Genomic DNA, 24,924 nt, shown 5'->3' on the forward strand with positions numbered 1-24,924 from the left:
AGCGCCGGAGAGAACACCAGGAGGTGCCCATGTCCGTGAAGGGTACGCGCGAACCGGCAAAAGGAAGCGGCCCAGGCAATGCTGAGGCCAAGGGCGGCGATAATGGCTCGACCATGTCACCCACGGATCCTGCCGGCATCCGGAATGTGGCACTCGTCGGACATTCCGGTGCAGGTAAATCCATGCTGGTGGAAGCCCTGCTTGCAGCCACTGGCGCCATTCCCAGGATGGGGACCATCAGCGACGGGACCACGGTCAGCGACTCGGATCCGTCCGCGATCCATCAGCAACGGTCGGTGACCTTGTCGGTGGCGCCGATCCGGGTCGGTGCGGTCAAGGTCAACCTGATCGACACCCCGGGCTACACCGATTTCACCGGCGAACTTCGGGCAGGTTTGAGGGCCGCAGACGCGGCCCTTTTTGTTGTCTCCGCTGTGGACGACATCGACGGCGCCACCGTTACGTTGTGGGGCGAGTGCCAGAAGGTCCGGATGCCGCGTGCGGTGGTGCTCAGCAAACTGGACCATCCGCGTGCTGACTTCGCCGCCGCCGTCGTGCGCTGCCGGGAAGCATTCGGTGACTCTGTCCTTCCCCTGTACCTTCCTGCCGCCGACAACGCCGGCCTGATCGGCATCATCCATGGCACCAGCAGCGAGCCGCGGGTGGAGGAAGCCCGGGGACCCCTGGTGGAAGGCATTATCGCCGAAAGCGAAGACGAGACACTGATGGACCGGTATCTCGGTGGTGAAGAACTGGCGCTGGCGGACCTCATCAAGGACCTCGAAACAGCCGTGGCCAGGGGAAGCTTCTTCCCCGTCATTCCCACCGCCGCAGAAGCCGGCATGGGGCTCGCTGAGCTCATGGCCCTCATGACCGAAGCCCTGCCATCACCCTTGGAACGGGTTCCCCCGCCGGCCATGACGTTGGACGGCACATCGCTGAAGCCCCTGCGCTGCGATCCGGCAGCTCGATTGGCGGCCGAAGTAGTGCGAACCACCGTGGATCCGTTTCTTGGCCGTGTTTGCCTTGTCCGGGTTTTTTCGGGAACCCTGCGGGAAGATTCATCGATCCACGTAGGCGGCAGGGGACTCGCCGACAGGGGCCATGAAGACCACGACGCCGACGAACGCGTCACGCACCTCTACTCACCTGTCGGTCAGGGACTGAAAGCAGTTCCGCAGTGCATTGCAGGTGACATCTGCGCGATCAGCAAACTCGCCAACGCCGAGACCGGCGACTCGATATCAGACCGTGAGGCGCCGCTGCTTCTTGAGACCTGGAACATGCCCGAGCCCCTGATGCCGGTCGCCATAGAAGGCGCCTCCCGAAGTGACGAGGACGCGCTTGCCAAGAGCATCGGCAAGGTGGCGGCCGCCGACCCCACGCTGCGCCTGGAACGTAACCCGGATACGCACCAACTCGTCCTCTGGTGCATGGGGGAGGCCCACGCGGAGGTAGTCCTGGACCGGCTCCGCAACCAGGGCGTCAAGCTGCAGACCGTGGACGTGATCACGCCTCTCCGGGAGACCTTTGCCACGAAGGCAAATGGCCACGGCCGGCACGTCAAGCAGTCCGGAGGCCACGGGCAGTTCGCCATCTGCGACATAGAAGTCGAGCCCCTCGGCCGCGGCGAAGGATTCGTGTTCTCCGACAAAGTCGTGGGCGGCGCAATCCCGGGCACTTTCGTTTCTTCCGTGGAGAAAGGCGTCCGGGCGCAGATGCTTAAGGGTGTCTTGGCCGGTTTCCCCGTGGTGGATATCAAAGTGACGCTGGTGGGTGGTAAGACCCACAGCGTTGATTCCTCTGATGCGGCTTTTCAGGCGGCCGGAGCCCTGGCGCTGCGCGAAGCGGCAGCCGCGGCGAAAATCCAACTCCTGGAACCAGTATCCGCGGTGGTTATCAGCGTTCCCGATGAGTATGTAGGGACAGTCATGAGCGACCTTTCCGGTCGGCGGGGACGCGTCACCGGGACGACGGCTGACGATACCGCAGGGACCGAAATTACCGCCGAGGTCCCGGACCAGGAGCTCCTGCGGTACGCCATCGAGCTGCGTGCACTGACCGCCGGGACGGGCCGATTCCGGCGGTCCTACCTCCGGCATGAAGCGCTGCCCAAGTAGGACCTACGGGTTGGCCCCCAGGAACGCGGCCACAGCCGGCGCCAGCGATGCGCCCACTTCGGCTGCGCCCCGCTTCACACCCTTGACCGCGAACGAATGGTCGCCGCCCTCACACCACTGGAGTGTCGCCGTCGGGCCAATCCTTGCCACCACGCCCTCCAGCAGTTCCGGCGTGGCAAAGGTATCGCGGGTACCTTGAAGAAAGAGCATGGGCACAGTGACTCCGTAGAGGTGCTCGTCGCGAAGCTTGTCCGGCTTACCCGGTGCATGCAACGGGTAGCCCAAGTAAACCAACCCCCGTGCGGGCATTCCCTCAGCCACGGCCATTGATGCCATGCGTCCGCCGAAGGATTTTCCGGAAGCCCAGATGGGTTCCGCATTGCCCAGCTCAGTGGCCCTGTCCATCACGGCCCGCCACGTAGCGATAGCCAGAGGCGGCCGATCAGGAAAACGCCGGCCCGCTTCGCGGTACGGGAAGTTGAAGCGCAGGGTTGCGACGCCTTCGTCCGCCATCGCTTCAGCGAAACCCTGCAGAAACGGGTGCTCCATTCCCGCGCCGGCGCCATGGGCCACCACGAGGGTGGCCGAGGGGTGGTCAGGCCGGATGGAAAGGGCCGAAATTTCGAGTTCGTTGACGGCGATCCGCAAGGATGTTTCAGGCGTTGGCATGCATCCATCATCCTGCAGTGAGGCGGTCCGCGATGGACATGCGCACCGGAACGGGCCCGAATGCTGACGCGGGCGGTTCAAACACGGTAGCTTGTGGCCATGGCGAGCGAAGCAACCGTTGTCACCGTGCCCGGCCCCGATGGCCCCCGGGAGGTTCGAATTTCCAGTCCCAGCCGAGTCATGTGGCCGGAGGCAGGACTGACCAAGCTGGACCTGGCCAATTACCTCATTGACGTGGGCGAGGCCTTTGTCGCAGCCAACGGGAACCGTCCCGTCAGCCTTCAACGGTGTTCGGGCAACATCGAGGGCGAGATGTTCTTCTCGAAGAATCCGCCCAAGGGAGCGCCAGACTATGTGCGTTCCGTGCCCGTCACGTACCCGAGCGCACGGTCCCATCCGCAATTGGTCATCGACGAGCCGGCGGCCGCAGTGTGGGCCGCACAAATGAACACCGTGGTGTTCCACCCGTGGGCTTCCCGGGCCGACGATCCGGATAACCCGGACCAACTCCGGATCGACCTCGATCCCCAACCGGGGACGGACTTTGATGACGCCAAGCCGGCCGCCCTTGAACTTCGGTCAGTCCTGGAGGAGGCGGGCCTCACGGCGTTCATTAAGACCTCCGGGAACCGGGGGCTTCACGTCTATGCCCCCATCCACCCCAAGCATGAGTTCCTGGACGTACGTCACGCCGTGATCGCCGCCGGCCGTGAATTGGAACGCCGCATGCCGGATAAGGTCACCATGGCATGGTGGAAAGAAGAGCGCGGAAAGCGGATCTTCGTTGACTTCAACCAGGCAAACCGGGACAGGACCATCGCCGGTGCCTACAGCCCACGCGCCGTACCCACAGCGCAGGTGTCCTGTCCGCTGACGTGGGACGAACTGGATCACGCCGATCCGGCAAAATACACCATCGCCACAGTTCCTGAGCGCCTCAGGAAAGCCGGTGACCCGTGGGCGACCATGCACTCGCAACCGGGGGAGATCGACGTTCTGCTTTCGTGGTGGGAACGCGACGTCAGCAACGGCCAAGGCGAGATGCCCTTCCCGCCGGAATTTCCCAAGATGCCGGGAGAACCCATGCGGGTGCAACCGAGCCGCGCACGAAAGCCGGAATAAGCCGCGGGCAGGGGATGCCTCCGGCGCCTTGGCCAGCGCCCGGGGCATCTGTCGGGGGGCATCGGTCCGGGGGTTATTCGAACCGGGACGGATCTCCGGTTCCGCGACGCACGACTTCGGCAACGCCGCTGGAAAAGTCCACCACGGTAGTCGGCTCTGCTCCGGTGTCGCCGGCGTCGATGACACCGTCCACCTGGTTGTCCAGCCGTTCCTTGATTTCCCAGCCCTGCGTCAGGGGTTCTTCCTGGTCGGGCAGCAGGAGCGTGCTGGACAACAGCGGTTCGCCCAGCTCAGCCAACAGGGCCTGGACAACGCGGTGGTCCGGGATACGCACACCCACCGTCTTCTTCTTGGGGTGCAGGAGCCGCTTGGGTACCTCGCGGGTGGCCGGCAGGATGAACGTGTAGCTGCCCGGAGTGACCGCCTTGATGCTCCTGAAAACGTCGTTGTCGAGCATCACGAACTGGCCCATCTGGGCGAAGTCCTTGCACACCAGCGTGAAGTGGTGCTTGTCGTCCAAATGCCGGATCGCCCTGATGCGGTCAAGCGCTTCCCTGTTTCCGATCTGGGCGCCCAACGCGTAGCAGGAGTCGGTAGGGTAGGCGATCAGGCCGCCGTCCTGCAGCATTTTGACCACCTGGCCGATAGCGCGTGGTTGGGGATCTTCCGGGTGCACATCAAAGAATCTGGCCATGGGAAGAGCCTACGACAAAGCTAGGACAGGATGTCCTTGTTCGAGAATTTTGCGTAGGCCAGTGTGCCGCACACGGCGATGTATCCGACCTGCAGCAACGCATTGGCACCGAACGACGTCCAGTCGATCGGCTGCCGCAGCAGATCCGCGAAGCCCAGCCAATGGTGGCTGAACAGCCACGGGTGCAGCCAGTCCAGTTGCGGGAGGTTGTCCAGCACCTGGGAGACAACAGAGAGGACAATCGTGGCGGCCATGGCGCCCACCGGGACATCAGTGAAAGTGGAAATCAGCAGTCCTATGGCAGACAATCCCAACAGCGACACAGTGATGTAGCCGGCGATCCCCAAGGACCGCAGCATCGATTCGCCCACGCCAATGGTGTCGCCTGAGAGGAGCGTCACGGGTCCTACAGGAAAAAGCACGACGCCGGCCAAGGCACCTGACGCTGCCACGGTCACCGTCGCGGCGAAACAGAACGCAACGGCCCCGGCATACTTGACCAGCAGGAGCCGGACGCGGCCTGCGGGTGCAAGCAACAGGTAGCGCAAGGTCCCCATGTTGGCTTCGCCGGCGATGGTATCCCCAGCCACCACGCCGATGGTCAGGGGCAGGAATAACGGTACGCACACCACCAGGGCGGTCACGGCCACAAAAAGTCCGTTTTGGGTGATGCGGTCCAAAAAGAGCGGTCCCCGGCCTGGGGCGACGGGCCGGGACGACAGTTTGACGGCCACAGCTATGAGGATGGGTACGGCTGCGAGGGCGAGCAGCATCGCCCATGTACGGAGGCGACGGAACAGCACCGACAATTCAGAGCCAAGCAGGGACCAGCCAACCGGGGGCCGCACCCCCGGGGCCAAGGGCTTAGAGGTGTCAGCCGACAACGTCGAACCCCTCTCCGGTCAGGGACACGAACCGGTCTTCCAGGCTTGCGTCTTCAACAGCGAAACCCCGTACCCGAACGCCATCGGCAACCAAGGCTGCCACGATCTCCTCGGGGGCAGGCCCGGCCAGTCCACCGTTCATGACAGCCCTCGCCTCGATGGGGCGTTCCCCATCCGGTGTGGCGGCCGGGACCAACCCCAGGCGCGCCAGGACGCCGTTGGCGCGTTCGGCGTCGGGCGTTTCAACCACAACCTGCCTCTGGCCCGCGGACCGCAACTCCGCCAGCGGTCCTTGGGCGACCAGGCGCCCGGCACTCATGACGCCGACGTGGGTGCACATTTGTTCCACCTCGGCCAGCAAATGGCTGGAAACGAACACAGTGGTCCCTCCCGCGGCGAGGGATCGCACCAAGCTACGGACCTCGCGGGTGCCCTGGGGGTCCAATCCGTTGGTGGGTTCGTCCAGGACCAGCAGTTCCCGCGGCCTGAGCAGCGCGTTCGCCAAGCCAAGGCGCTGCTTCATGCCCAACGAATAGGCCCGGACCTTCTTACCGGCAGCGTGGGTAAGTCCAACACGGTCCAGGGCCTCGGCGACGCGGTGTCGACGTGTCGCCGGCAAGGCGTGGCGGTCAGCTGAATCGAGGCGCATGAGGTTTCCGGGTCCTGTGAGGAAGGGGTAGAAACCGGGCCCTTCCACCAAGGCGCCGACATTGGGGAGGACCGATGCCAGCGCGGCCGGCATGGACTGGTCCAGGACCCGGACATCGCCGCTCGTGGCGGAAGCCAGCCCCAGCAGTACCCGGATGGTGGTGGTCTTTCCCGAACCGTTGGGTCCAAGGAAGCCGAACACCGCTCCGCGCGGTACAGCGAGGTCGATGCCGTCAACGGCCGCGCGTTGCCCGAAACGTTTCACCAGCCCGCGGGTCTCAACAGCCAGCTCCTCAGCGGCGGCCCCGCGCTGCGTTGGTGAGGGCTCCTTCACTGGGCGGCAGCCGCTGACTGGAGCCGCTCCAACGGGACCAGCCCTGCGAGGACGCGGCCGTCGTCGAGAATCAGGACGCTCACCAGCGAGGAGGTCAATGCCCGGCCGCCGGAAACGCTTTGCAACATCTGGGAGATTTGGGGATTCGAAGTAAGCCCGGCAGGCACAGCGGCGGCAGGCAGCACGACGATCGATCCCCACCCTTCGCCGGAAACCCGTGTGCCGTGAGGGGACGGCGCTTTGGCACTGGCATCGGCATCGGGCACCGGAGCGGGCCGCGCGGGAAGTACCTTCGTGGTGACAGTGGATCCCGCGGGCGGCGTGAACTGGAACAGGCCGGGATCGGGAGCGCTAAGGCTCAGATCGGTGAAGGCCAGGGAGTAGGCAGGGTCGGCTTGGTTCTTCGCCTGCACGTGGACGCCCAGCGGGAAGCCGGTTTCGGAGTCGACGTCGATGGACACCGAGGCCACCAGGGTGCCGGGGTCCTTCGGGGCAAGGTTAAGCCTGTACGCACTACGACCGGCAACCGATGAAGCCTCTCCCACCGTTACCTCGGTTCCGGCGTCAACAGCGGCCAGGAACCTGCTGGCCAGTGCCTCGGGCGTGGGCAACGTCGGCTTGTTTGGAAGAGTCTCCGTGGGGGCGCCGGACTTTGGGACCTGAAGGTGGGTGGCGCTGTTGTCCGCCGAGTTGTAGAACCATGCATCCTTGCCGTTGACGATGAGGTCGCGCTCAGCCATGGCGTCCATGACTTGCAGTCGCGCCTTGGTGGGATCGCCAACGAAAACGCGTGCGGTGTGGCTGCCCGCCAGGAACTCAAGTGCGGTACCAGCAGCCGGAGTGATGCCTGGGGCCGAGGAGGTTATATCCGGGAGTCCCAGCTCCGCAGTCTGTTGAAGCGTTCCGGAGAATGCACGCACTTGCGTGCGCGCAATCATGGCAAGAACCTCATCCGCCGTCTTGGGCGGGAGCGACACTGTGGCACCGGCCTGGACCGAACCGGAGAGCACCGCAAGGGCAAGGGCAAGGGGGATCAGGAGGGCTGGCAGCCACCGCCGCTTGGCCCGCGTCATTGCTACCGACCACCGCACGTGAAAGGCATGGATTAAGACTACTCCCGTTCCTGGCCGGAATCGGGGGCAGTTACGCAGAAGCGCGAGTTAGTCCCGGATCAGCTGGCGCGCCAGTTCCACCGCACCGTGCACCGGTGCCTGTGTCAGGATCCGGACGGAAGACGGGTCCTCGAGGGAAACTTTCCGGGCTACGGCACCAGCCAGCTGGCTCTGATTGACCAGCAGGCCCCCGGCCATGACGAGCGGCAAGTCCAGGCCCAATTCCCCCAGTACCTGGCGGGCAAGTGTTGCAAGGGAATGCGCGGCCTCGGCCTGGATCCGAACGGCAGCGGGGTCTCCCTCGGCCGCAAACTCCAGGACGAGCGGGGCCAGGCTGGCCCAGTGGTCCGGTTCCGGCTTCGCGTAGAAGAAGTCCATGAGCTGCAGGGCATCGGCGCTGGAGGTTGCTTCCATCAGCGCCCGAACCAGGATCCCGGGCTCCAATCCGGCGTAGTACTCGCGCAGGGCTTCCCGGACGGCGTCGCGCACCACTGAGTAGCCGCTGCCCTCATCGCCCAGCAAATAGCCATACCCGCCGCTTCGCGCTTCGCGTCCATCGGCATTTCGACCCCAGGCTACCGAGCCGGTGCCAGCGACCAGCACGGCGCCGGCGTCGAGGCCGGCGGCTGCGAGGACTATGCGCGTGTCGTGGACCACCTCGACTTCGGCGCCGGGAAAATGTTCCATGAGGAGGGCGGAGAGGACAGCACGGCTCGCTGGCGTGTCGGCGCCCGCTGCACCGGCACAGACGGCTTTGACTCCACCTCCCACACTTGCGGCTATCCGGCGCAGGACCGCATCAGCGCCTTGGTGCCCGACCGATGACAAGTTGGCGCTGGTTTCAGTGATTTCATCACCGGAGCTCCGAGGTGATCCGCTAACTGTCTGGGACTCCTCCGAGCGGACGGCGTGTGTCTTTGAGCCGCCGATGTGGAGGCCGAGGACTGGCGGCGTCACGGGAGCATCGCCGATGCTTTGGTCCTGCCGGGTGCGATGGCGCGGATCAGGGTCCCGGCCCGCTTCGCAGCGGCGCTCCTCAAGTTCACATTGTCCTTCAACTGGCGTCCCTTCGGTTCAGGTGCGGACTGTCTGTGCGAAGGTGGGGGAGTGCCCCTGGCTCGCCGCAGTTGGTTGAAACCAACAGTCCCTAGATTGGCATAGACCAATCCAGCTGTCTACAAGTAGGATGTCCAACATGCAACCAGAAGCTGCACCTGCTGCGCCGAAATATTACCTCCTTAAAACGGAGGTCTTGGCGCTGATCGCGGGTCTGCAGCCCGGGACGCTTATCCCCACCGAGCGGGCACTGGCGGAAAAGTATGCAACCTCCCGCACCACGGTCCGGCAGGCGATCAGCGAGCTCGTCGCGGAAGGCAGGTTGGGCAGGATCCAAGGGCACGGAACGTTCGTAGCGCCACCCAAGGTGACGCACGTCCGGCAATTGACGTCCTTTTCCGATGACGCCCGCACGCAAGGCCTCCGTCCAGACTCCACCCTGATCGGCCTCGACGTCGTCCGGGCGGACACCGTCGTCTCGACGCACTTGGGATTGGAAGAGGGCGCGCAGGTCACCCGGTTGGAGCGGATCCGTCTGATTGAGGGCGAACCGCTGGCCCACGAAGTCGCCTGGCTGCCGGGCAAGCTGCCACGTTTCAAGTCGAACCTGTCCAAATCCGGGTCGCTGTACGCGGTCCTTGAGGACGTCTACGGGATCCGGGTCGCGGACGTAGAAGACACCGTGGAGACCGCCTTGGCCGGTCCCGGGGATGTCCAGCTGCTCGGTATCGAGATGGGCGCTCCGCTGCTGGTGGTCCACAGGCTGGCCAGATCCGCCACCGGCGTTCCGGTCGAATGGACCCGCAGCACTTTTCGTGGGGACCGTTTCCGGTTCGTCTCACGCGTGAAATCAGGCGAGTAGTATGGCCAACTCGACGTCGGGCGAGTCCGTCATCCGTCGCGTCGTGAGGCTGGTGGGAGCCTTTGATGACTCCCACCGCACCATGAGCGTTGCCACGCTGGCCCGCCGCTCCGGGCTCCCGGTCACCACGACATACCGCCTGGTGGACGAGATGCTGGCCGAGGGCCTGCTTGAACGCGAAGCCAATGCCGAGGTCCGCGTAGGCATACGGCTGTGGGAGCTCGTCTCCAGGAGTTCACGGATGGTGGGCCTGCGGGAAGCCGCGCTGCCGTTCATGGAAGACGTTCAATCGGTGGTCCAGCATTCAACGACGCTTGGGATCCTGGACTCCGACGAGGTCCTCTACATCGAACGCATCGGCTCCAGGGATTCCATGGTGGACATCACCAAGGTGGCCGGCCGGCTTCCCGTGCACGGTACATCGTCCGGGTTGGTCCTGCTGGCCTACTCGCCGGCTGCCTACCAGGACCTCTTTCTCTCCCGGACGCTGGAGAAGTTCACCGATGCCACGCTGACCAATCCAGCCGATCTGCGCCGTCACCTTGCAGCCATCCGCCAACGGGGATTCGCGTCCATGCCCGGAATCATCGTGCCGGAATCGAGCGGAATCGCCGTTCCCGTCTTCGGCCGAACGAACACCGTTGTGGCTGCCTTAAGCGTTGTGGTGCCCAGGAATGAAGAAAACGCGGCCGTGCGCGTGCCGGTATTGATGACTGCCGCGCGCGGTATTTCGAGGGCCCTGGGTTGGCGCGGCGAGCTCAAAGGCGCACTCCGCCAAAGCAACGGCAACATCTGATTCCCGTTCATCGGTAACGCTGTGGCCCCACTCACAGGCCCGCTGGCAGAGTGGAGCGCACAGCAGGGCACTGCGGACCGGACCACCGGCCGGCGCCATACACGAGGACATTGACCCTCAAGGCATTCAGCCCAAGTACATCAACGGCCCCCGGGCCCTCTTCCGTGCTGCCCTGCGCCGTAGTGATGTTTGAACGCCGCAATGCCGCGGCAGGAGGAGTTTTGGTCATGGAGTCAGCAGTACACGGAAAGCCGTCCCAACGCGTGGCCGGGAAAGTGGTTGTGGTTACCGGCGGCAGGGGAGACCTGGGAAGCGCAACCGCCCGGTTGTTGGCTGACCACGGGGCGTCCGTAGCCTCGTTGGACCGGGCCGGGACGCCGGCCGGGGGCAACCATCCCGGTATCACCGAATACGACGTGGATGTCACCGATGAGTCCAGCGTCGCAAGGACGATCGGAAAACTCAGCGAAGAGCTCGGCGCTCCGGACATCCTGGTCAACGCAGCCGGTATCATCGGCGTCGCCGGAGCAAGCCACACCGCGTCCATGGAAGATTTCAATGCCATCTTTGACGTCAACGTCAAAGGGGTTTGGCTCATGACCAAGTACGTGGTTCCAGGCATGATCGCCAAGCAGTCCGGAAGCATCATCAACTTTTCCTCCATCCACGGACTGACCGGCGGACGCAACGTGCCGCTCTACCACGCAACCAAGGGCGCTGTCCGGCTGCTGAGCAAGTCCGATGCCGCCACCTACGGCGCCCACGGTGTTCGGGTGAACTCCATCCACCCGGGATCCATGAACACCAGGATGAGCCGCCGGTCGGCGGAACAGTCAGAGATCGGGGCAGAGGCCTATTACCGGCAGTTGGTAGGCAGCAACCCGCTGCCCAGGCAGGGCGAACCGGACGAAATTGCCTACGGCGTGCTGTACCTCGCTTCCGATGAATCCCGGTTCACCACGGGATCCGAACTGGTGATCGACGGCGGCTACACCGCGGTCTGACCCGCCTGGCAACTGCAACCCCATTTCATTCCCGAAAGGCTCCACCGTGAAATTCCTGAACGGCACACAAACCGATACCTACGACGTCGTCGTGGTCGGCTCGGGCGCAGGCGCCCTGACGGCAGCGGCCACCGCCGCAAGGGCGGGCAAATCCGTCGTCGTCCTCGAAAAAACCGAGCTGCTGGGCGGTACCTCAGCGGTATCGGGAGGCATGCTGTGGGTGGCCGACAACCACCACGCCCGCGAAGCCGGTCTGAGCGACTCGAAGGACGCCGCGGCGCAATACATCCGCGCTGTGGCCCGCGGACGTAGCCGCGAAGAGCTCCTTGATGCTGCCCTCGATTACGGGGACACCATGCTCCGTTTTACCGAGGACGAATGCGGGGTCCGTTTCATCTTCCTGGATAATTTCCCGGACTACCGCCAGGACCTTCCCGGTTCCGTTGAAGGCGGGCGGACCGTTGAACCCGAACTGTTCAACATCCGCGAGGCACTTGGCGAACTTGCACACCATGTCCGGTCCGACGGCAGGGCGCCGTTCACTATGCAGGAGTATGAGAACTGGGGTGCCTTCACCAAATTCCCGTGGAATGAACTGAACCAGCGGCAGGAACAAGGACTTGTGGCCAAGGGCCATGCCCTGGTTGCCATGCTGCTTGCGAGCCTGGTCCGGGACGGCGCGGCACTGGTGGTTGGCGCCCGCGGTCAACGACTCCTGCTCGACGGCGGCAGGGTAGTGGGCGTCGAACTCGAGTCGGGTGAAACTTTCCACGCCAACGACGGCGTCGTCCTCGCTACCGGTGGCTTCGAGTGGGACAAGGCGCTGGCCGATTCGTTGCTGGCCTCCCGCCTGTACATCATGTGCTCACCACCCTCCAACACTGGCGACGGACTAAAGATGGCACAGCGGATCGGGGCACAGACCCGCGGAACCCGTGAAGCCTGGTGGGCGCCGATGTCCATCACGGGAGACACCCGCGATGGAGCGCCCATTGGCACCTTGCTGAGGTTCGAACGGCAAGGACCTGGCTCGCTCATGGTCAACCGGCACGGACGCCGATTCGCCAACGAGTCCCAGAATTACAACGACCTCGCACGCTGCCTGCAGTCCTGGGATTCGCCGAACAACCAGACCCTGAACACCCCGGCACATGTGGTCTTCGACCACGGCTACTTGGAGCGCTACGGCGTCCTGGCTCACCGGGCCGGCCAACCGACGCCGGACTACCTGATCGAAGCACCCACGCTGGAAGAGCTGGCCGAAAAGATCGGTGTCCCTGCCGACGAACTCAACGCAACGGTCAGCCGCTTCAACGAATATGCCGTCAAAGGTGAGGACCCGGACTTCGGCCGGGGTGAAAGCGCCTACGACAAGTACTGGGGCGATGACGACTGCCCTTGGCCCAATCCGTCACTGGGTCCGCTGTTGACCGGACCGTTCTACGCAATGGAGGTGGTCAACGGTGCGTTCGGAAGCAACGGAGGCGTAGCGACGGACGGCCGGGCCCGCGTCCTCGACGTGGACGGCAACGCCATCCCAGGCCTTTTTGCCGCCGGTAACACCACGGAGAATGCCTACGCCGCAGGCTACCCGGGGGCGGGAGCCACCCTTGGCCCCATCATGACCATGGGATACCTTGCGGGCCGGACCATTGCCGGCCAACCGGCCGAGTATGCGGGTGACAGTGTGACGACTGGAGTGGGAGCATGATCCGCCACGCAGTGTTGTTCAAGTTCAAGACTGATTTTCCCGCAGCGGACAAAGCCGCCTGGGTGGCAGGCCTGGATGCGATGGACGGCAAGATTCCGGGCCTCCTGAAACTGACCCACGGCGCTGATGTCTTCCAGCACGAACGCTCCTTCGACTACGCGATCGTTGCCGATTTTGCCTCTGCCGAGGACATCGATGCCTACAACACCCATCCCCTCCACGAGCCACTCAAGAAGTACTCGTTTCCCAACAGCGAGCAAATCATCGCCGTCGATTTCCACCTCTAGCACCACTTGGACGCCGTTCGAAGGAGAACAGCCATGTCTACAACTGCCCAGCAAACGACGCTGCGCAAGACCCCTGGAAAAGCGGCTTTGGCCTCGTTCCTCGGAAGCACCCTCGAGTACTACGACTTCTTCATTTATGGCTCAGCCGCCGCGCTGGTTTTCGGGCCGCTTTTCTTTCCCTCCGATGATCCTGCGGTGGGCCTGATCGGGGCCTTCGCCACCTTCGGCGTGGCCTATGTGGCCCGGCCGGTGGGTGGGCTGGTCATGGGCCACTTCGGCGACAAGCTGGGCCGCAAGAAAATCCTGCTCATCACCCTGGGCGTCATGGGACTGTCGTCCCTCGGCATCGGGTTCCTGCCAAGCTACAGCCAGATTGGCTTCTGGGCACCGGTCCTCCTGGTCATTGGCCGCCTGGCGCAGGGGTTCTCTGCAGGGGCGGAATCGGCAGGTGCGTCCACACTGACCCTGGAACACTCACCCGAGGGCCGCCGCGGCTTCTTTACCAGCTTCGTCATGACCGGTTATGCCTCCGGCATGGTGCTCGCGACTCTCGTCTTTATCCCGGTGTCCGCACTGCCCACCGAGGCGTTGATGAGCTGGGGTTGGCGCATCCCGTTCTGGTTGTCCATTGTGGTGTTGGGCATCGCTTACTGGGTGCGGACGCACCTGGATGAGACTCCGGTGTTTGAGGACGCCAAGGACCGGCGGACCGTGGCCCCGATGCCGCTGCGGGAAGTCCTTCGTTTCCAGTCAGCCGATGTGGCGAGGGTGGTTGGCATGTCCATCATGTCTGTCATGCAGACGATCTTCACAGTTTTCGGTTTGTCCTACGCCACCGGCGCTGCAGGCTTCGACAAGGCATCCATCCTCACTGTCAACGCGGTGGCCATTGGCTTGTCCATGTTCGTGATGCCCCTGACGGCGAAACTGTCCGACAATTGGGGTCGCAGGCCGTTGCTCCTGACAGCGGCAATAGGCTGCTCAGCGACGATCTTTGCCTACTTCATGGCGTTGTCCAGCGGAAACATCTTCCTGGTCTTCGCCGCCGCGTTCATCAACATGACGCTGCTCTATTCCTGCTTCAACGGAATATGGCCCGCCTACTTCGCCGAACTCTTCGCCGCACCCGTCCGGTATTCGGGCATGGCTTTGGGGAACCAGTTGGGATTGGTGGTGGCTGGCTTTGCTCCCCTCATCGCAGGACTCCTGCTGGGCAAGGGCCACGACGGGTGGCTTCCTGTCGCCGGGTTCGCGGTGCTGTGCATGGCCATCGCCGGCGTCTCCGCCTATTTCTCACGGGAAACCGCCAAGACGCCCATCGAAGACCTGGGGGAGCCGTACTGGCGGGGAATCGCCGTCAGGAAACCGTAGCTGCGGCCGTGCCCGCCAGACAGCGTCGAACGAATTCGGCACTGGGTTCGGCATAGGCGGCAACAATCCGTTTGAACAATTCAGCACCCTCGGCCCCGGGCCAGTCGGCTGGCAGGAATGCTGCCGGCAACCCGGGGTCGAGGTACGGGATGATCCGCCATCGGTCGATGCACTGGACGTACGTGGCGAAGGCCTGCGCTGAGACGTCCACGGCGTGGCCTGAAACCGCGGCACCATGCTCCCTGATGAAGTCCTTGTGAAGGCCGGCCACTGCCTCCAGGTCCCACCAGTTCGACGCGGCATCCCGGAGGCTGCCACCTACCAACGGGGTTTCGGTCACGAAGACGGTTGCCATGTCCCGCAGGTCCAGGTCGGCCAGGATTTCCTCCACCTCCCCCCGCAGGGAGTCAGGGCAGATCCACAAACCCGCAGCCACTGTCCCGCAGCCGATCCAATGGAGCCTGCGCCGCAGCTGGTGGCGCTTTTCGCGTTCGGTCTCCGGAATGGAAAACGAGATCAGGCACCACGGATCGGCGTCGCCCATGCTGCGGGGGTTGTAGATCCGGCGGTCACCACGGGCCAGCATCGTGGAGGCGCCGTCGGTGAGCGTATAGCCGGGGAGTCCGTCACGGTTTTCCTGCAGGACCACATCCTTCTTGCGCAACCGGCCCAAGGCGGTCCGGGTGACTGTGCCGGACGTGCCGAGGGCCTCCATCAGGGCAACGATGTCCTTCGCCGACATCCAACCCCCGGCATCCCTCAAGTACAGGCCAATGACGGTCCGCAGCAATGAAGTGGTACTCCCGGGGCGGGAGTCCATATCGTCCAGTACAGCGCTCACTTCAGGCTCACAGCAGTTCGGCGAGGGCGTCCCGGATGGCGAGCACTCCCAGCTCAACCTCGGCGTAGCTGGTGCTCAGCGGCGAGAGGCCAATGCGCAGCCCGTGCGGCGGGCGGAAATCGGGAATGACCCCCTTTTCCCAGAGGGCGGCAGTGACATCAGCGAAGAGCGGGTGGTCCACTGTAATGTGCGAGCCACGCTCGGCAGGGTCCCGGGGGCTCACGATTTCGGCGCCGAGAGGCACCAGGTGTTCCTCCGCCAAAGCGATGGCATACTCGGTGATCTTGATCGACTTCTCCCGGACGGCCTCCATGCCTACCGAAGCGATCAGTTCCACCATGTCCTTGAGGGGCTGCATCGCCAGCACCGGCGGTGTTCCCGTGATGAACCGCCGGATTCCCTGCGCAGGCTGGTAGGAATCCGTCATGCCGAAGGGGTTCGCGGCGCCCATCCAACCCCAAATGGGCTGTTGCAAACGGTCCTGCTGCGAGGCATTCACGTAGGCAAAGGCCGGTGAGCCGGGTCCACCGTTGAGGTACTTGTATGTGCAGCCCACCGCGAGGTCGACTCCCCACGCGTCCAGTTCCAATGGCACGGAACCCACTGAGTGGCACAGGTCCCAGAGCATCAGCGCACCGGCCTCGTGGACCTTGGCGGTGATTCCCTTCGCGTCCGCAAGGAACCCCGAGCGATACGCCACATGGCTGAGGACCACGACGGCGGTCCGCTCGCCAAGCAGGCCGTCCAGGTCGTCCGCGCGGACACCACTGGCGGGATTGGCAGCGATCCACTTGATGGTCGCGCCGCGCTCCTTGGCTATTCCCTCAATAATGAACCGGTCAGTGGGGAAGTTGTCGCGGTCAATGATGATCTCGTCGCGGCCTGGCTGGGAATCCACCGCAGCGCGGATCATCTTGTAAAGCATCACCGACGTCGAATCGCCAACAGTGGTCTGTCCCGGCGCCGCGCCAAGAGTCACTTCACCGATGCGATCGCCAACGTTTGTGGGTTCGTCCATCCATTGTTCATCCCAGCCCCGGATGAGGCGGCTGCCCCAGGCGTCGTGGACGAAGGACGCCAGATGCGCAGCGGTGGCCTTCAGGGGGCGTCCTAGTGAGTTGCCGTCCAAATATGAGGTGAGCTGATCGGCGTCGGGCGCGTAAAAGGCTTCACGCTGGGCGGCGAGGGGATCGGCGGCATCCAGTTCGGCCGACGTTGGCCGGTGGGTTTGCTGTGCGGTGGTCATGGTTCCTCCTGTGGTGTAGGCGGGCAGTCTTGCTTAGTTGCCGATCTCGGTCCGGACGGCATAGAGCTCGGGGAAGAAGGTCAGGTCCAGGGCGCGCTTGAGGAAGTCCACTCCGGACGAGCCGCCGGTTCCTACCTTGAACCCGATGGTGCGCTGGACGGTCCTGAGGTGCCGGAACCGCCAGGCCTGGAAGTTGTCCTCGATGTCCACCAGGTCTTCGCATGCTTCGTAGAGTCCCCACTGCGTGTCGTCGGACTCGTAGATCTTCTGGAAGATGGGAACGAGGTCCTGGCGGAAGGTCCAGGGTTCGCTGGTGTCACGCTCCAGGATGTCGACAGGAATGTCGTAGCCGGCACGGGAAAGGACTCCAAGGAACGCATCGTAGAGTGTCGGCTCCTCCAACAACCTGCCGAGCAGGGCGTGGGCCTCGGGCTCGCTTTCGAACACGCGCAGCATTCCCCGGTTCTTGTTTCCCAGCAGGAACTCGACACCGCGGTATTGGTAGGACTGGAAACCCGAGGAACTCCCCAGGAAGCCGCGGAACTGGGAGTACTCGCGAGGCGTCAGGGTGCCCAGGACCGACCATTGTTCCGTCATGGTGCGCTGGATGGCCTTCACGCGGGCGATGCACTTAAGTGCCTTTCCCAGGTTGTCGGCGTCGAACAACCTCCGGGCTTCCAGGAGTTCGTGCAGTACAAGCTTGAGCCACAGCTCGCTGGTCTGGTGCTGGATGATGAACAGCAGTTCATCATGGTGTTCCGGCTCGCTGAGCGGGTGCTGGGAACTGAGCAATTGGTCAAGGTCCAGATATCCGCCGTAAGACATCGCATGGCGGAAATCGGTGCGGACACCTTCTTCGATATGGCGGACACTCTGCGGGGAATGGACGGGGGGCTTTTCCATGCCTTGAGAATATCACTTGCATGACGAACGTCAAGAGTTTGATTCTCCCCAACCCCCGACCGACGATTGCGCCATCCCGTAGGCTGATGCTGAACCGTTGGGGAAGGGGGAGTGGACATGGAATCCACCCAAGGGCGGACAGCTCCGGTGTCGATCTACCTGGATGTCGACGGCGTGGTGAACCCCTTCAGTCCCATCGGAACCACTGACTGGGGTAACGAATGGACCTTCGCCGATGCGGGCATCCTCGAAGTTGCTTTCGCGCCGGAGGCCGTGGCCGAGCTTAATGACCTCTCCGGCCACCCGGCTGCCCGCTTCGTCTGGCTCACCACCTGGGAACGGTTGGCGCCTGAGTTCCTCTGCCCTGCCATTGGATTGAGGGGTGAGGACTGGCCGGTACTCTCCAGCCAAGGCTGGGACGAGGGCCCCGAATGGTGGAAGCTGGTGGCCCTCCAGAAGGATCTGGCGTCGGCCGGTAGTGATCGGATGATCTGGCTGGATGACCAACTCAGTGCCGAGCCCGAGGCACGTTCCTGGGCCGAGTACCAGCAGGACCGTGTGCTGTGCATCTCCCCGGATCCACGGAAGGGGCTGACGCGCAAGGATTTGGCGGCCGTCCGGGCATATTTGGGTTGATGCCTGCCCCGGGTACGTTTGTCCGCTCAGGGCACCGCCACGTAGGATTCTTAAGGTTTCAAGCCCGCCAGAATGAATCCCGCAAGTCGAGTCAGTTGAACAGATGCTGAACTATGCTGTGGATGGCAGGTACGGGGAAGTGGAACTGCTGAACGTCGACTCTGCAGATTGGGCAACAGGTGGATATCACCTTCATGGTCGCGCTGGTAATAGCGTTGGCCCTATTTTTTGACTTCACCAACGGGTTTCACGACACAGCCAATGCGATGGCTACACCCATCGCTACGGGGGCGATCAAGCCCAAAACGGCTGTTGCCCTGGCGGCTGTGCTCAACCTTGTGGGCGCGTTCCTCTCCACCGAAGTGGCCAAGACCATTTCCGGAGGCCTGATCCGGGAAGGTACGGACGGCATCCACATCACGCCGGATATTATCTTCGCGGGACTCATGGGCGCAGTTCTGTGGAACATGATCACCTGGCTCAAGGGTCTGCCTTCAAGTTCCTCGCACGCCCTTTTCGGCGGCCTGATCGGCGCTGCAGTGGTTGGCATTGGCTTCCACTCCATCAACTTTGAAACTGTCCTGCAGAAGGTTATTCTGCCCGCAGTCATCGCACCCCTGATCGCGGGGTTCGTGGCCTACATTTGTACCCGCCTCGCCTACGCGCTCACGTCGCGGCACGATCCCGAGACCGGCGACAAACTCACCCAGAAACGCGGTGGGTTCCGCACGGGCCAGATCTTCACGTCCAGCCTGGTGGCCCTCGCCCACGGTACGAACGACGCCCAAAAGACCATGGGCATCATCACCCTGGTCCTGATCGCTGGAGGCACCCAGGCCCCCGGCAGCGGCCCCCAGTTCTGGGTCATCACCGCCTGCGCCCTGGCCATTGCGATCGGCACCTATGCCGGCGGCTGGCGCATCATCCGGACCATGGGCTCCGGTCTGACCGAGGTGAAGCCCGCGCAGGGATTCTCCGCTGAAACAAGCACGGCCTCGGCCATCCTCGCGTCATCGCACCTGGGTTTCGCGCTCTCCACCACGCAGGTTGCGTCGGGTTCCGTCATCGGTTCCGGCCTGGGTCGTAAAGGCACTTCGGTCCGTTGGGGAACTGCGGGCAAGATTGCTTTGGGTTGGCTATTCACCCTCCCGGCCTCGGCGATCGTCGGGGCCCTGACGGCGCTCCTGGTGGGGACCGGCGTCGTTGGCGTTGTCATCGCAGCAGTGGTTGGAACGTCCGCTGTGGTGTTCATGTTCGTGGTTTCACGTAGGTCCCATGTCGGCCACCATAACGCCGTGGAAGTCGACGAGGCCGGCCACGCAGTGCAGTTCAGGAAAAAGAAGAAAAACCGAAAGACCACCCCGAGCGGAGACGTGCAGCGATGAAATGGTTGGAATTGCTGCAGGTTGCAGGTGTCACCCTTGTGGCTGCCGTTACCTTGGTTGTCCTGTATTCACTGGGGGTACGCCTGACTGCCATCGCCGGTGACGCCCAGCAGAAGTCACCCGCATTGATCCGCTCGCTTGCCTACGTGTGTTTCGGCGTGTGCGGAATAGCCGTCCTGTTCGGCATCTACCTGATCGTCCCTTACTTCGGTAAATAGAGGCCGCTCTGGCAGTCACACCCCATCGGGAGAATAATCAGCAGTGTAGTTGTGCACGTGACTGCGTGATCGTGATCCGGCAGATGTGGGGCTGTCATGAAATGCCAATCCCGGAACCAAGTCATCGGGCTGGCCTTGGCGCCGATCCTGGTGCTGGGTCTCTCTGCCTGCCTTCCACCGTCCACGGAAGGACTCCGGCCTGACCAAGGCTCCAGCGCAGCCACCCAGGGCACCTCGCAGCAACTGCAGCCAACCATCGCCGCTCCAACTACCGCCCAGCCCCGCGAAGCTACCGATCCGGCAGTCTCGGGAGCGCCGGCCAGTTCCAGTGCGCCGGAACCGGCCGACGCGCCGGCCACCTCCGGCGGGCCGCAGGCGGACGCGCAAGTTGTGCAGTGGTTGCCTGCCGGACCCATTGGGCCCAACGACCCAGTGTCGGGACAGCGATATCTCCTGCTTCAACAATTCCAATGTGACGCCTTGGCCCAAAGCCTCGAAGGCGCTGAGGACGCTGCTGTGTGGCAGGCGGGAGAGGCTGTCTGCCGGGCTGTGCAAAGCGGAAGCCAGCAGGACTGGCAACGGGCATCCAAAGCCGTGGGCGCAACTCGGCAGATTCCACAGAGCAAGTGCCTGGAATTCAGGGTTGCCATTACCGCTGCATCATTGCTTGCCCAGCACCGTAGTAATCCGCAGGCGGCCTTCAACGTTCAGCCAGGGCAAGGGGAGGCCTGCCCCAGGCAGCTGGTCGGGTTGACCGTGGTGGACGAGGAACTCAGCCCGCTTCCCGGCACAACCCGCGCAACGGGTCCCAGCACGGGCGGCACCATTGTCCGCCTGGACGGGTACTACGTGCATGTAAGCGAGGTCCTGTTCGACGGCGTACCTGCGGATGTCGACTTTGTTGGTGACCGGCACGACTATGGAACGGTCTACCTCCGGATGCCCCCGGCACAGGGTCGGGACTCGGTCAGGATCTCGATCACCGACACGGTGGAGGTCGCAGGAACTGTCACGTTCTTCTACGAGGACTCCGGCCTGTCCACGGGTACCCGAGGTCCGTCGCCGTCCCCCGGGACCATTCCCGCAACACAGCCGCCGGACGTCTCCATTACTCCCTCCACGTCGCCTGAACCGTCCACCGCGGCCGCACCTTAGGGGCAGGTCCAGGTACTCACCTGTCCGTCCGCTGGCTAGTCTGGGGCCATGTCACTTTTCCAGTACTACGTAGCGGCAACCGTTGACGGTTTCATCGCCTCACCTGATGACGACCTGGCCTGGCTCCTGCAGTTCGACCAGGTGGACGGCGTGAACGAGAGCATCGTGTCCTTCATGGCGGGAGTGGGCTGTATCGCCATGGGCGGCGACACCTACCGATGGCTGATCGAGCACGAGCCGGACAACTGGCCGTATCCGGAAACGCCATGCTGGGTCTTCACCCACCAGGACTACGTTGCGCCGGCGGGATCGGATATTACCTTCGTCCGTGGTGACGTTCGCAGCTTCGCCCCTGACCTTCTCAAGGCCGCTGGCGATAGGAACGTCTGGTTGGTCGGTGGCGGAGATTTGGTGGCCCAATTTGCCGACGCGGGACTCCTCCACGAAATGATCGTCACCATCATTCCGGTGGTGCTGGGCGCCGGCAAGCGGCTCCTGCCGTTGAAAGGCCCGACGGCGCCCCTTGAGTTGGTCTCGTCCCGCATCCTTGGGGGCGCCGCTGCGGAACTGCATTACCGGATGCCGCAGTCCGTCACCACTGGCTAGTGCCGGTTGTCCCGGATCATGTTGGTGATCCGGGCCGTTGAGAGGCGGCGGCCCTTGTCGTCGGTGATGACGATCTCGTGTGTGGCAAGGGTTCCTCCCAGATGGATGGCCGTGCAGGTTCCCGTCACCAGGCCGGCAGCAACCGAGCGGTGATGGGTGGCGCCCACTTCGATGCCGACTGCATGCCTGCCCCTTCCGGCATGCAGTGATGCGGCGAAGGATCCCAGTGTCTCGGCGAGGACCACGTGGGCCCCGCCATGGAGGATCCCGGCCACCTGGGTATTGCCCTCAACGGGCATAGTCGCCACGATGCGTTCGGCTCCCATTTCGGTGAAACGGATGCCGAGTTTCACCACCAGGGCGCCAACTCCGTGGGCCGACAGCCAATCATGGAACTCTTCAGGCACACCGGCCTCATTCAGCTCGTCGACAAACGGGTTCGGCGTGAAATTGTCCTTCATGCCAACTAGGCTGGCACCTGTGAGTGAAACAACCAAACCGGACCAGGTTCCAACGGCCCAGGCTGCTGCCGTCGCTACAGCACCCGCACCTTCCGCCAACAGCACGGGGGAGGGCCGGCCAAGGTTGCTGGTCCTCGATGGCCACTCCATGGCGTTCAGGGCGTTCTATGCCCTTCCCGCCGAGAATTTCTCCACTGCACGGGGGCAATACACCAACGCAGTACACGGCTTCACGTCCATGCTGATCAACCTGATCAAGGATCAGAAGCCCACCCACGTTGCCGTGGCTTTCGACGTTTCCGACGACACCACGTTCCGCAAGGCCGAGTACAGCGAATACAAGGGCGGACGCAACGCCACCCCCGCGGAGTTCGCGGGCCAGATCGGACTCATTGCCAAGGTCATGGAGGCATGGGGGATCCGGACCATTGCCATGCCCGGATATGAAGCGGACGATGTCCTGGCTACGCTGGCAGCACAGGGCGACGCGGCGGGCTTCGAGGTCCTCCTTGTCTCCGGTGACAGGGACGCCTTCCAGCTCATCAACGACAACGTTTTTGTGCTCTACCCGAAGCAGGGCGTCAGCAACATCCCCAAGATGGACGCTGCTGCCATCGAAGAGAAGTACTTCGTCAAACCGAGCCTTTACTCGGACCTCGCCGCGCTGGTCGGCGAATCGGCGGACAACCTCCCTGGTGTACCGGGCGTTGGCCCCAAGACCGCTGCCAAATGGATCAACCTTTACGGCGGCCTTGAAGGCATCCTGGAAAACCTCGATTCCATCGGCGGCAAGGTCGGCGGTGCCCTCAAGGAGAACCTGGAGAACGTCAAGCGCAACCGCAGGCTGAACCAACTGCTGTCCGATCTTGACCTGCCCCTCACACTGGCGGACCTGCACGAACCACGCCCTGACCGCCAAGCCATTGAGGAGCTCTTTGAAGAGCTCGAATTCAGGACACTCCGCACCCGGCTCTTCGACCTTTACGGCGACGACACGGCCGGTGCCGCACCGGACACCATCGACGCTCCGGAGTTTTCCAGGATCACGGACGCTGAGTCGCTGGAGGCGTTCTTCGGCGCAGGGGCCGGCATGCGCTCAGCCCTCGCGGTGCAATTGGTTCCCGGGCGCATCGGCGACGACGCGAGTGCCCTGGCAGTAGTCCGCAACAACGGTGCTGCGTACATTGAACTCGCGGACCTGGATGCCGCGGCAGAGTCCGTGCTGCTTCGCTGGCTTCGGGACCCCGAAGAAGCCAAAGTGCTGCACGAGTTCAAATCGGCGCTCAAGGCCTTGCACAACCGGGGCCTTGGACTTGAGGGCGTGGTGGATGACACCTCAATTTCCGGTTACCTGATCCAGCCCGACCGTCGCAGCTACGACCTCGCCGAGCTCGCCCAGGTGCACTTGAAAATTTCGCTCGCGGCGGCTGCAGCCCCCTCCGGCCAGCTGGAGCTGGACCTTTCCGGGGAAACCGACGAAGTTGCCGCAACAGCGCTCGTCCAGCATGCCGCCGTCGTGCACGCACTCAGCAAGCACTTCGAAACCGAACTTGCCGACATCAAGGCCGATGCCCTGCTGACGACGCTTGAACTTCCCGTCGCGCGCGTCCTGGCGCAGATGGAGCTGACGGGTATCTACGTCTCCACGGACCGAATGGATGAGCAACTTGCCGACCTCACCAAGGTGATCGGCAATGCCCAGGAACAGGCGTTCGCTGCGATCGGCCACGAGGTAAACCTCGGATCGCCGAAGCAGCTCCAGACCGTCCTCTTTGACGAACTTGGGCTCCCCAAGACCAAGAAGATCAAGTCCGGCTACACCACGGATGCTGCGTCTTTGAAGGGGCTGCTGGAGAAGACCGGACACGAGTTCCTGGTCCAGCTCATGGCGCACCGGGAGTCCTCCAAGCTGGCCCAGATGGTGGAGACCCTCAAGAAGTCCGTTGCCGACGATGGCCGCATCCACACCACGTATGCGCAGAACATCGCAGCAACCGGCCGTATCTCCTCCAACAACCCCAACCTGCAGAACATCCCCGTCCGCAGCGAGGAAGGACGGCGTGTTCGGGGCATCTTTGTCGTCAGCGAGGGCTACGAGTGCTTGCTGTCCGCGGACTACTCACAGATCGAGATGCGCATCATGGCGCATTTGTCCGGCGACGAAGCCTTGATCCAGGCTTACCGCGACGGCGAGGACCTGCACCGCTTCGTGGGCTCACGGATCTTCAACGTTGAGCCGGCTGAGGTCACCAGTGCCATGCGCTCCAAGGTCAAGGCGATGTCGTACGGCCTGGCGTATGGCCTGACGTCCTTTGGCCTTTCAAAGCAGTTGGAGATCTCCGTCGATGAGGCGCGCACCCTTATGAAGGATTACTTCGACCGTTTCGGTGGAGTTCGCGACTACCTGCGCGGCGTCGTGGACCAGGCCCGCACGGATGGCTACACGGCCACCATCGAAGGCCGCCGGCGCTACCTGCCGGACCTGACCAGCACCAACCGGCAGGCCCGCGAGGCTGCAGAACGCATCGCATTGAACTCACCCATCCAGGGCTCGGCGGCGGACCTTATCAAGCGCGCCATGTTGGGCGTTTCCGCGGAGCTGGCCACCCAGGGCCTGAAATCCCGCCTGCTGCTACAGGTCCACGACGAACTGGTTCTCGAGGTGGCACCAGGGGAGCGCGAGGCAGTGGAGAAACTGGTCATCGAACAGATGGGCTCGGCAGCTGACCTTTCAGTCCCGCTGGATGTGCAGATCGGCGTGGGTTCAAGCTGGTACGAGGCCGGACACTAACCCGGGCAGGCA

At 63.5% G+C, this 24,924-nt stretch carries 24 protein-coding genes; 14 read left to right on the forward strand and 10 right to left on the reverse strand.

Features of this window, described 5'->3' with window-relative positions; genetic code table 11:
* The first annotated feature begins 29 nt into the window (after positions 1 to 29).
* Positions 30 to 2,120 (forward strand): elongation factor G-like protein EF-G2, encoded by a 2,091-nt coding sequence (locus ACNQOP_RS00895; RefSeq protein WP_416403009.1) that lies wholly within the window; start codon positions 30 to 32, stop codon positions 2,118 to 2,120.
* A 3-nt stretch (positions 2,121 to 2,123) separates the two neighbouring features.
* Here the strand turns inward: ACNQOP_RS00895 and ACNQOP_RS00900 are convergent, their stop codons facing one another.
* Entirely contained in the window at positions 2,124 to 2,789 is a 666-nt protein-coding gene (locus ACNQOP_RS00900; RefSeq protein WP_284985630.1) for an alpha/beta family hydrolase, read from the reverse strand.
* Between the two features lie 99 nt (positions 2,790 to 2,888).
* Between ACNQOP_RS00900 and ligD the strand changes: the two genes are divergently transcribed.
* Positions 2,889 to 3,911, forward strand: a complete 1,023-nt coding sequence (ligD, locus tag ACNQOP_RS00905; RefSeq protein ID WP_416403011.1) for a non-homologous end-joining DNA ligase — start codon at positions 2,889 to 2,891, stop codon at positions 3,909 to 3,911.
* A 73-nt stretch (positions 3,912 to 3,984) separates the two neighbouring features.
* Here the strand turns inward: ligD and ACNQOP_RS00910 are convergent, their stop codons facing one another.
* The 5 genes from ACNQOP_RS00910 to ACNQOP_RS00930 form a co-directional block, all read right to left on the reverse strand.
* On the reverse strand, positions 3,985 to 4,605 hold the full coding sequence (locus ACNQOP_RS00910) for an L-threonylcarbamoyladenylate synthase (protein ID WP_235521689.1): 621 nt from the start codon (positions 4,603 to 4,605) through the stop codon (positions 3,985 to 3,987).
* Between the two features lie 20 nt (positions 4,606 to 4,625).
* Positions 4,626 to 5,489 carry an ABC transporter permease gene (locus tag ACNQOP_RS00915; RefSeq protein WP_416403013.1) on the reverse strand — a complete coding sequence of 288 codons (864 nt, stop codon included), beginning with the start codon at positions 5,487 to 5,489 and terminating at the stop codon, positions 4,626 to 4,628.
* A complete protein-coding gene (locus tag ACNQOP_RS00920; protein WP_416403016.1) occupies positions 5,479 to 6,471 on the reverse strand; it encodes an ABC transporter ATP-binding protein in 993 nt (330 codons plus the stop codon). Before ACNQOP_RS00920 ends, ACNQOP_RS00915 begins: the two co-directional genes overlap by 11 nt.
* Positions 6,468 to 7,544 (reverse strand): LolA family protein, encoded by a 1,077-nt coding sequence (locus tag ACNQOP_RS00925; RefSeq protein ID WP_416403018.1) that lies wholly within the window; start codon positions 7,542 to 7,544, stop codon positions 6,468 to 6,470. The genes ACNQOP_RS00920 and ACNQOP_RS00925 overlap by 4 nt, the downstream gene beginning before the upstream one ends.
* 87 nt (positions 7,545 to 7,631) lie before the next feature.
* Entirely contained in the window at positions 7,632 to 8,540 is a 909-nt protein-coding gene (locus tag ACNQOP_RS00930; protein ID WP_416403020.1) for an N-acetylglucosamine kinase, read from the reverse strand.
* Between the two features lie 229 nt (positions 8,541 to 8,769).
* Here ACNQOP_RS00930 and ACNQOP_RS00935 point away from each other — a divergent pair, with 229 nt between their 5' ends.
* The 6 genes from ACNQOP_RS00935 (at position 8,770) to ACNQOP_RS00960 (ending at position 14,670) form a co-directional block, all read left to right on the forward strand.
* Positions 8,770 to 9,501 carry a GntR family transcriptional regulator gene (locus tag ACNQOP_RS00935; protein ID WP_416403022.1) on the forward strand — a complete coding sequence of 244 codons (732 nt, stop codon included), beginning with the start codon at positions 8,770 to 8,772 and terminating at the stop codon, positions 9,499 to 9,501.
* A 1-nt stretch (position 9,502) separates the two neighbouring features.
* Positions 9,503 to 10,297: an IclR family transcriptional regulator gene (locus ACNQOP_RS00940; RefSeq protein ID WP_416403024.1), complete on the forward strand. Its 795-nt coding sequence runs from the start codon at positions 9,503 to 9,505 to the stop codon at positions 10,295 to 10,297.
* Positions 10,298 to 10,524: 227 nt separating this feature from the next.
* Positions 10,525 to 11,301 (forward strand): SDR family NAD(P)-dependent oxidoreductase, encoded by a 777-nt coding sequence (locus ACNQOP_RS00945; RefSeq protein ID WP_416403026.1) that lies wholly within the window; start codon positions 10,525 to 10,527, stop codon positions 11,299 to 11,301.
* A 46-nt stretch (positions 11,302 to 11,347) separates the two neighbouring features.
* Entirely contained in the window at positions 11,348 to 13,012 is a 1,665-nt protein-coding gene (locus ACNQOP_RS00950) for an FAD-dependent oxidoreductase (protein WP_416403028.1), read from the forward strand.
* Positions 13,009 to 13,299: a Dabb family protein gene (locus tag ACNQOP_RS00955; protein WP_416403029.1), complete on the forward strand. Its 291-nt coding sequence runs from the start codon at positions 13,009 to 13,011 to the stop codon at positions 13,297 to 13,299. The genes ACNQOP_RS00950 and ACNQOP_RS00955 overlap by 4 nt, the downstream gene beginning before the upstream one ends.
* Positions 13,300 to 13,332: 33 nt before the next feature.
* Complete coding sequence (locus ACNQOP_RS00960) at positions 13,333 to 14,670, forward strand: MFS transporter (protein WP_416403031.1); 1,338 nt, start codon at positions 13,333 to 13,335, stop codon at positions 14,668 to 14,670.
* Here ACNQOP_RS00960 and ACNQOP_RS00965 read toward each other — a convergent pair.
* From ACNQOP_RS00965 to kynA, 3 genes are read right to left on the reverse strand one after another with little or no spacing between them, the layout of a single operon-like run.
* Entirely contained in the window at positions 14,657 to 15,511 is an 855-nt protein-coding gene (locus ACNQOP_RS00965; protein ID WP_416403033.1) for a PaaX family transcriptional regulator C-terminal domain-containing protein, read from the reverse strand. The two genes, ACNQOP_RS00960 and ACNQOP_RS00965, sit on opposite strands and share 14 nt — an antisense overlap.
* A 7-nt stretch (positions 15,512 to 15,518) precedes the next feature.
* Positions 15,519 to 16,757 (reverse strand): kynureninase, encoded by a 1,239-nt coding sequence (locus ACNQOP_RS00970; protein WP_416403035.1) that lies wholly within the window; start codon positions 16,755 to 16,757, stop codon positions 15,519 to 15,521.
* A 33-nt stretch (positions 16,758 to 16,790) separates the two neighbouring features.
* Positions 16,791 to 17,660, reverse strand: coding sequence for a tryptophan 2,3-dioxygenase (gene kynA, locus ACNQOP_RS00975; RefSeq protein ID WP_416403036.1), 870 nt, complete (start codon positions 17,658 to 17,660; stop codon positions 16,791 to 16,793).
* A 117-nt stretch (positions 17,661 to 17,777) separates the two neighbouring features.
* On the opposite strand from kynA, the gene ACNQOP_RS00980 reads away from it, so the two are divergent.
* From ACNQOP_RS00980 to ACNQOP_RS01000, 5 genes are all read left to right on the forward strand, one after another.
* On the forward strand, positions 17,778 to 18,296 hold the full coding sequence (locus tag ACNQOP_RS00980; protein WP_416403037.1) for an HAD domain-containing protein: 519 nt from the start codon (positions 17,778 to 17,780) through the stop codon (positions 18,294 to 18,296).
* A gap of 179 nt (positions 18,297 to 18,475) precedes the next feature.
* Complete coding sequence (locus ACNQOP_RS00985; RefSeq protein WP_235521703.1) at positions 18,476 to 19,681, forward strand: inorganic phosphate transporter; 1,206 nt, start codon at positions 18,476 to 18,478, stop codon at positions 19,679 to 19,681.
* On the forward strand, positions 19,678 to 19,899 hold the full coding sequence (locus tag ACNQOP_RS00990; protein WP_235521704.1) for a hypothetical protein: 222 nt from the start codon (positions 19,678 to 19,680) through the stop codon (positions 19,897 to 19,899). The genes ACNQOP_RS00985 and ACNQOP_RS00990 overlap by 4 nt, the downstream gene beginning before the upstream one ends.
* Positions 19,900 to 19,995: 96 nt before the next feature.
* Positions 19,996 to 21,054 carry a hypothetical protein gene (locus tag ACNQOP_RS00995; protein ID WP_416403038.1) on the forward strand — a complete coding sequence of 353 codons (1,059 nt, stop codon included), beginning with the start codon at positions 19,996 to 19,998 and terminating at the stop codon, positions 21,052 to 21,054.
* Between the two features lie 48 nt (positions 21,055 to 21,102).
* Entirely contained in the window at positions 21,103 to 21,660 is a 558-nt protein-coding gene (locus tag ACNQOP_RS01000; RefSeq protein ID WP_416403039.1) for a dihydrofolate reductase family protein, read from the forward strand.
* On the opposite strand, the gene ACNQOP_RS01005 is transcribed toward ACNQOP_RS01000, so the two are convergent.
* Positions 21,657 to 22,121 carry a hotdog fold thioesterase gene (locus ACNQOP_RS01005; protein WP_211712601.1) on the reverse strand — a complete coding sequence of 155 codons (465 nt, stop codon included), beginning with the start codon at positions 22,119 to 22,121 and terminating at the stop codon, positions 21,657 to 21,659. The two genes, ACNQOP_RS01000 and ACNQOP_RS01005, sit on opposite strands and share 4 nt — an antisense overlap.
* Between ACNQOP_RS01005 and polA the strand changes: the two genes are divergently transcribed.
* A complete protein-coding gene (gene polA / locus ACNQOP_RS01010; protein ID WP_416403040.1) occupies positions 22,120 to 24,912 on the forward strand; it encodes a DNA polymerase I in 2,793 nt (930 codons plus the stop codon). The two genes, ACNQOP_RS01005 and polA, sit on opposite strands and share 2 nt — an antisense overlap.
* Positions 24,913 to 24,924 lie beyond the last annotated feature (12 nt).

Origin of the sequence: Arthrobacter sp. LFS091 (assembly GCF_047977885.1) — a bacterium.
In the GTDB taxonomy this organism is placed as follows: domain Bacteria; phylum Actinomycetota; class Actinomycetes; order Actinomycetales; family Micrococcaceae; genus Arthrobacter.

Bases quoted from the DNA above. Each gene is read 5' to 3' on its own strand.
- ACNQOP_RS00895 (WP_416403009.1), top strand. From the start codon at position 30: ATGTCCGTGAAGGGTACGCGCGAACCGGCAAAAGGAAGCGGCCCAGGC.
- ACNQOP_RS00900 (WP_284985630.1), bottom strand. From the start codon at position 2,789: ATGCCAACGCCTGAAACATCCTTGCGGATCGCCGTCAACGAACTCGAA.
- ligD (WP_416403011.1), top strand. From the start codon at position 2,889: ATGGCGAGCGAAGCAACCGTTGTCACCGTGCCCGGCCCCGATGGCCCC.
- ACNQOP_RS00910 (WP_235521689.1), bottom strand. From the start codon at position 4,605: ATGGCCAGATTCTTTGATGTGCACCCGGAAGATCCCCAACCACGCGCT.
- ACNQOP_RS00925 (WP_416403018.1), bottom strand. From the start codon at position 7,544: ATGACGCGGGCCAAGCGGCGGTGGCTGCCAGCCCTCCTGATCCCCCTT.
- ACNQOP_RS00935 (WP_416403022.1), top strand. From the start codon at position 8,770: ATGTCCAACATGCAACCAGAAGCTGCACCTGCTGCGCCGAAATATTAC.
- ACNQOP_RS00940 (WP_416403024.1), top strand. From the start codon at position 9,503: ATGGCCAACTCGACGTCGGGCGAGTCCGTCATCCGTCGCGTCGTGAGG.
- ACNQOP_RS00945 (WP_416403026.1), top strand. From the start codon at position 10,525: ATGGAGTCAGCAGTACACGGAAAGCCGTCCCAACGCGTGGCCGGGAAA.
- ACNQOP_RS00955 (WP_416403029.1), top strand. From the start codon at position 13,009: ATGATCCGCCACGCAGTGTTGTTCAAGTTCAAGACTGATTTTCCCGCA.
- ACNQOP_RS00960 (WP_416403031.1), top strand. From the start codon at position 13,333: ATGTCTACAACTGCCCAGCAAACGACGCTGCGCAAGACCCCTGGAAAA.
- ACNQOP_RS00970 (WP_416403035.1), bottom strand. From the start codon at position 16,757: ATGACCACCGCACAGCAAACCCACCGGCCAACGTCGGCCGAACTGGAT.
- kynA (WP_416403036.1), bottom strand. From the start codon at position 17,660: ATGGAAAAGCCCCCCGTCCATTCCCCGCAGAGTGTCCGCCATATCGAA.
- ACNQOP_RS00980 (WP_416403037.1), top strand. From the start codon at position 17,778: ATGGAATCCACCCAAGGGCGGACAGCTCCGGTGTCGATCTACCTGGAT.
- ACNQOP_RS00990 (WP_235521704.1), top strand. From the start codon at position 19,678: ATGAAATGGTTGGAATTGCTGCAGGTTGCAGGTGTCACCCTTGTGGCT.
- ACNQOP_RS00995 (WP_416403038.1), top strand. From the start codon at position 19,996: ATGAAATGCCAATCCCGGAACCAAGTCATCGGGCTGGCCTTGGCGCCG.
- ACNQOP_RS01000 (WP_416403039.1), top strand. From the start codon at position 21,103: ATGTCACTTTTCCAGTACTACGTAGCGGCAACCGTTGACGGTTTCATC.
- polA (WP_416403040.1), top strand. From the start codon at position 22,120: ATGCCAACTAGGCTGGCACCTGTGAGTGAAACAACCAAACCGGACCAG.
- ACNQOP_RS01005 (WP_211712601.1), bottom strand. From the start codon at position 22,121: ATGAAGGACAATTTCACGCCGAACCCGTTTGTCGACGAGCTGAATGAG.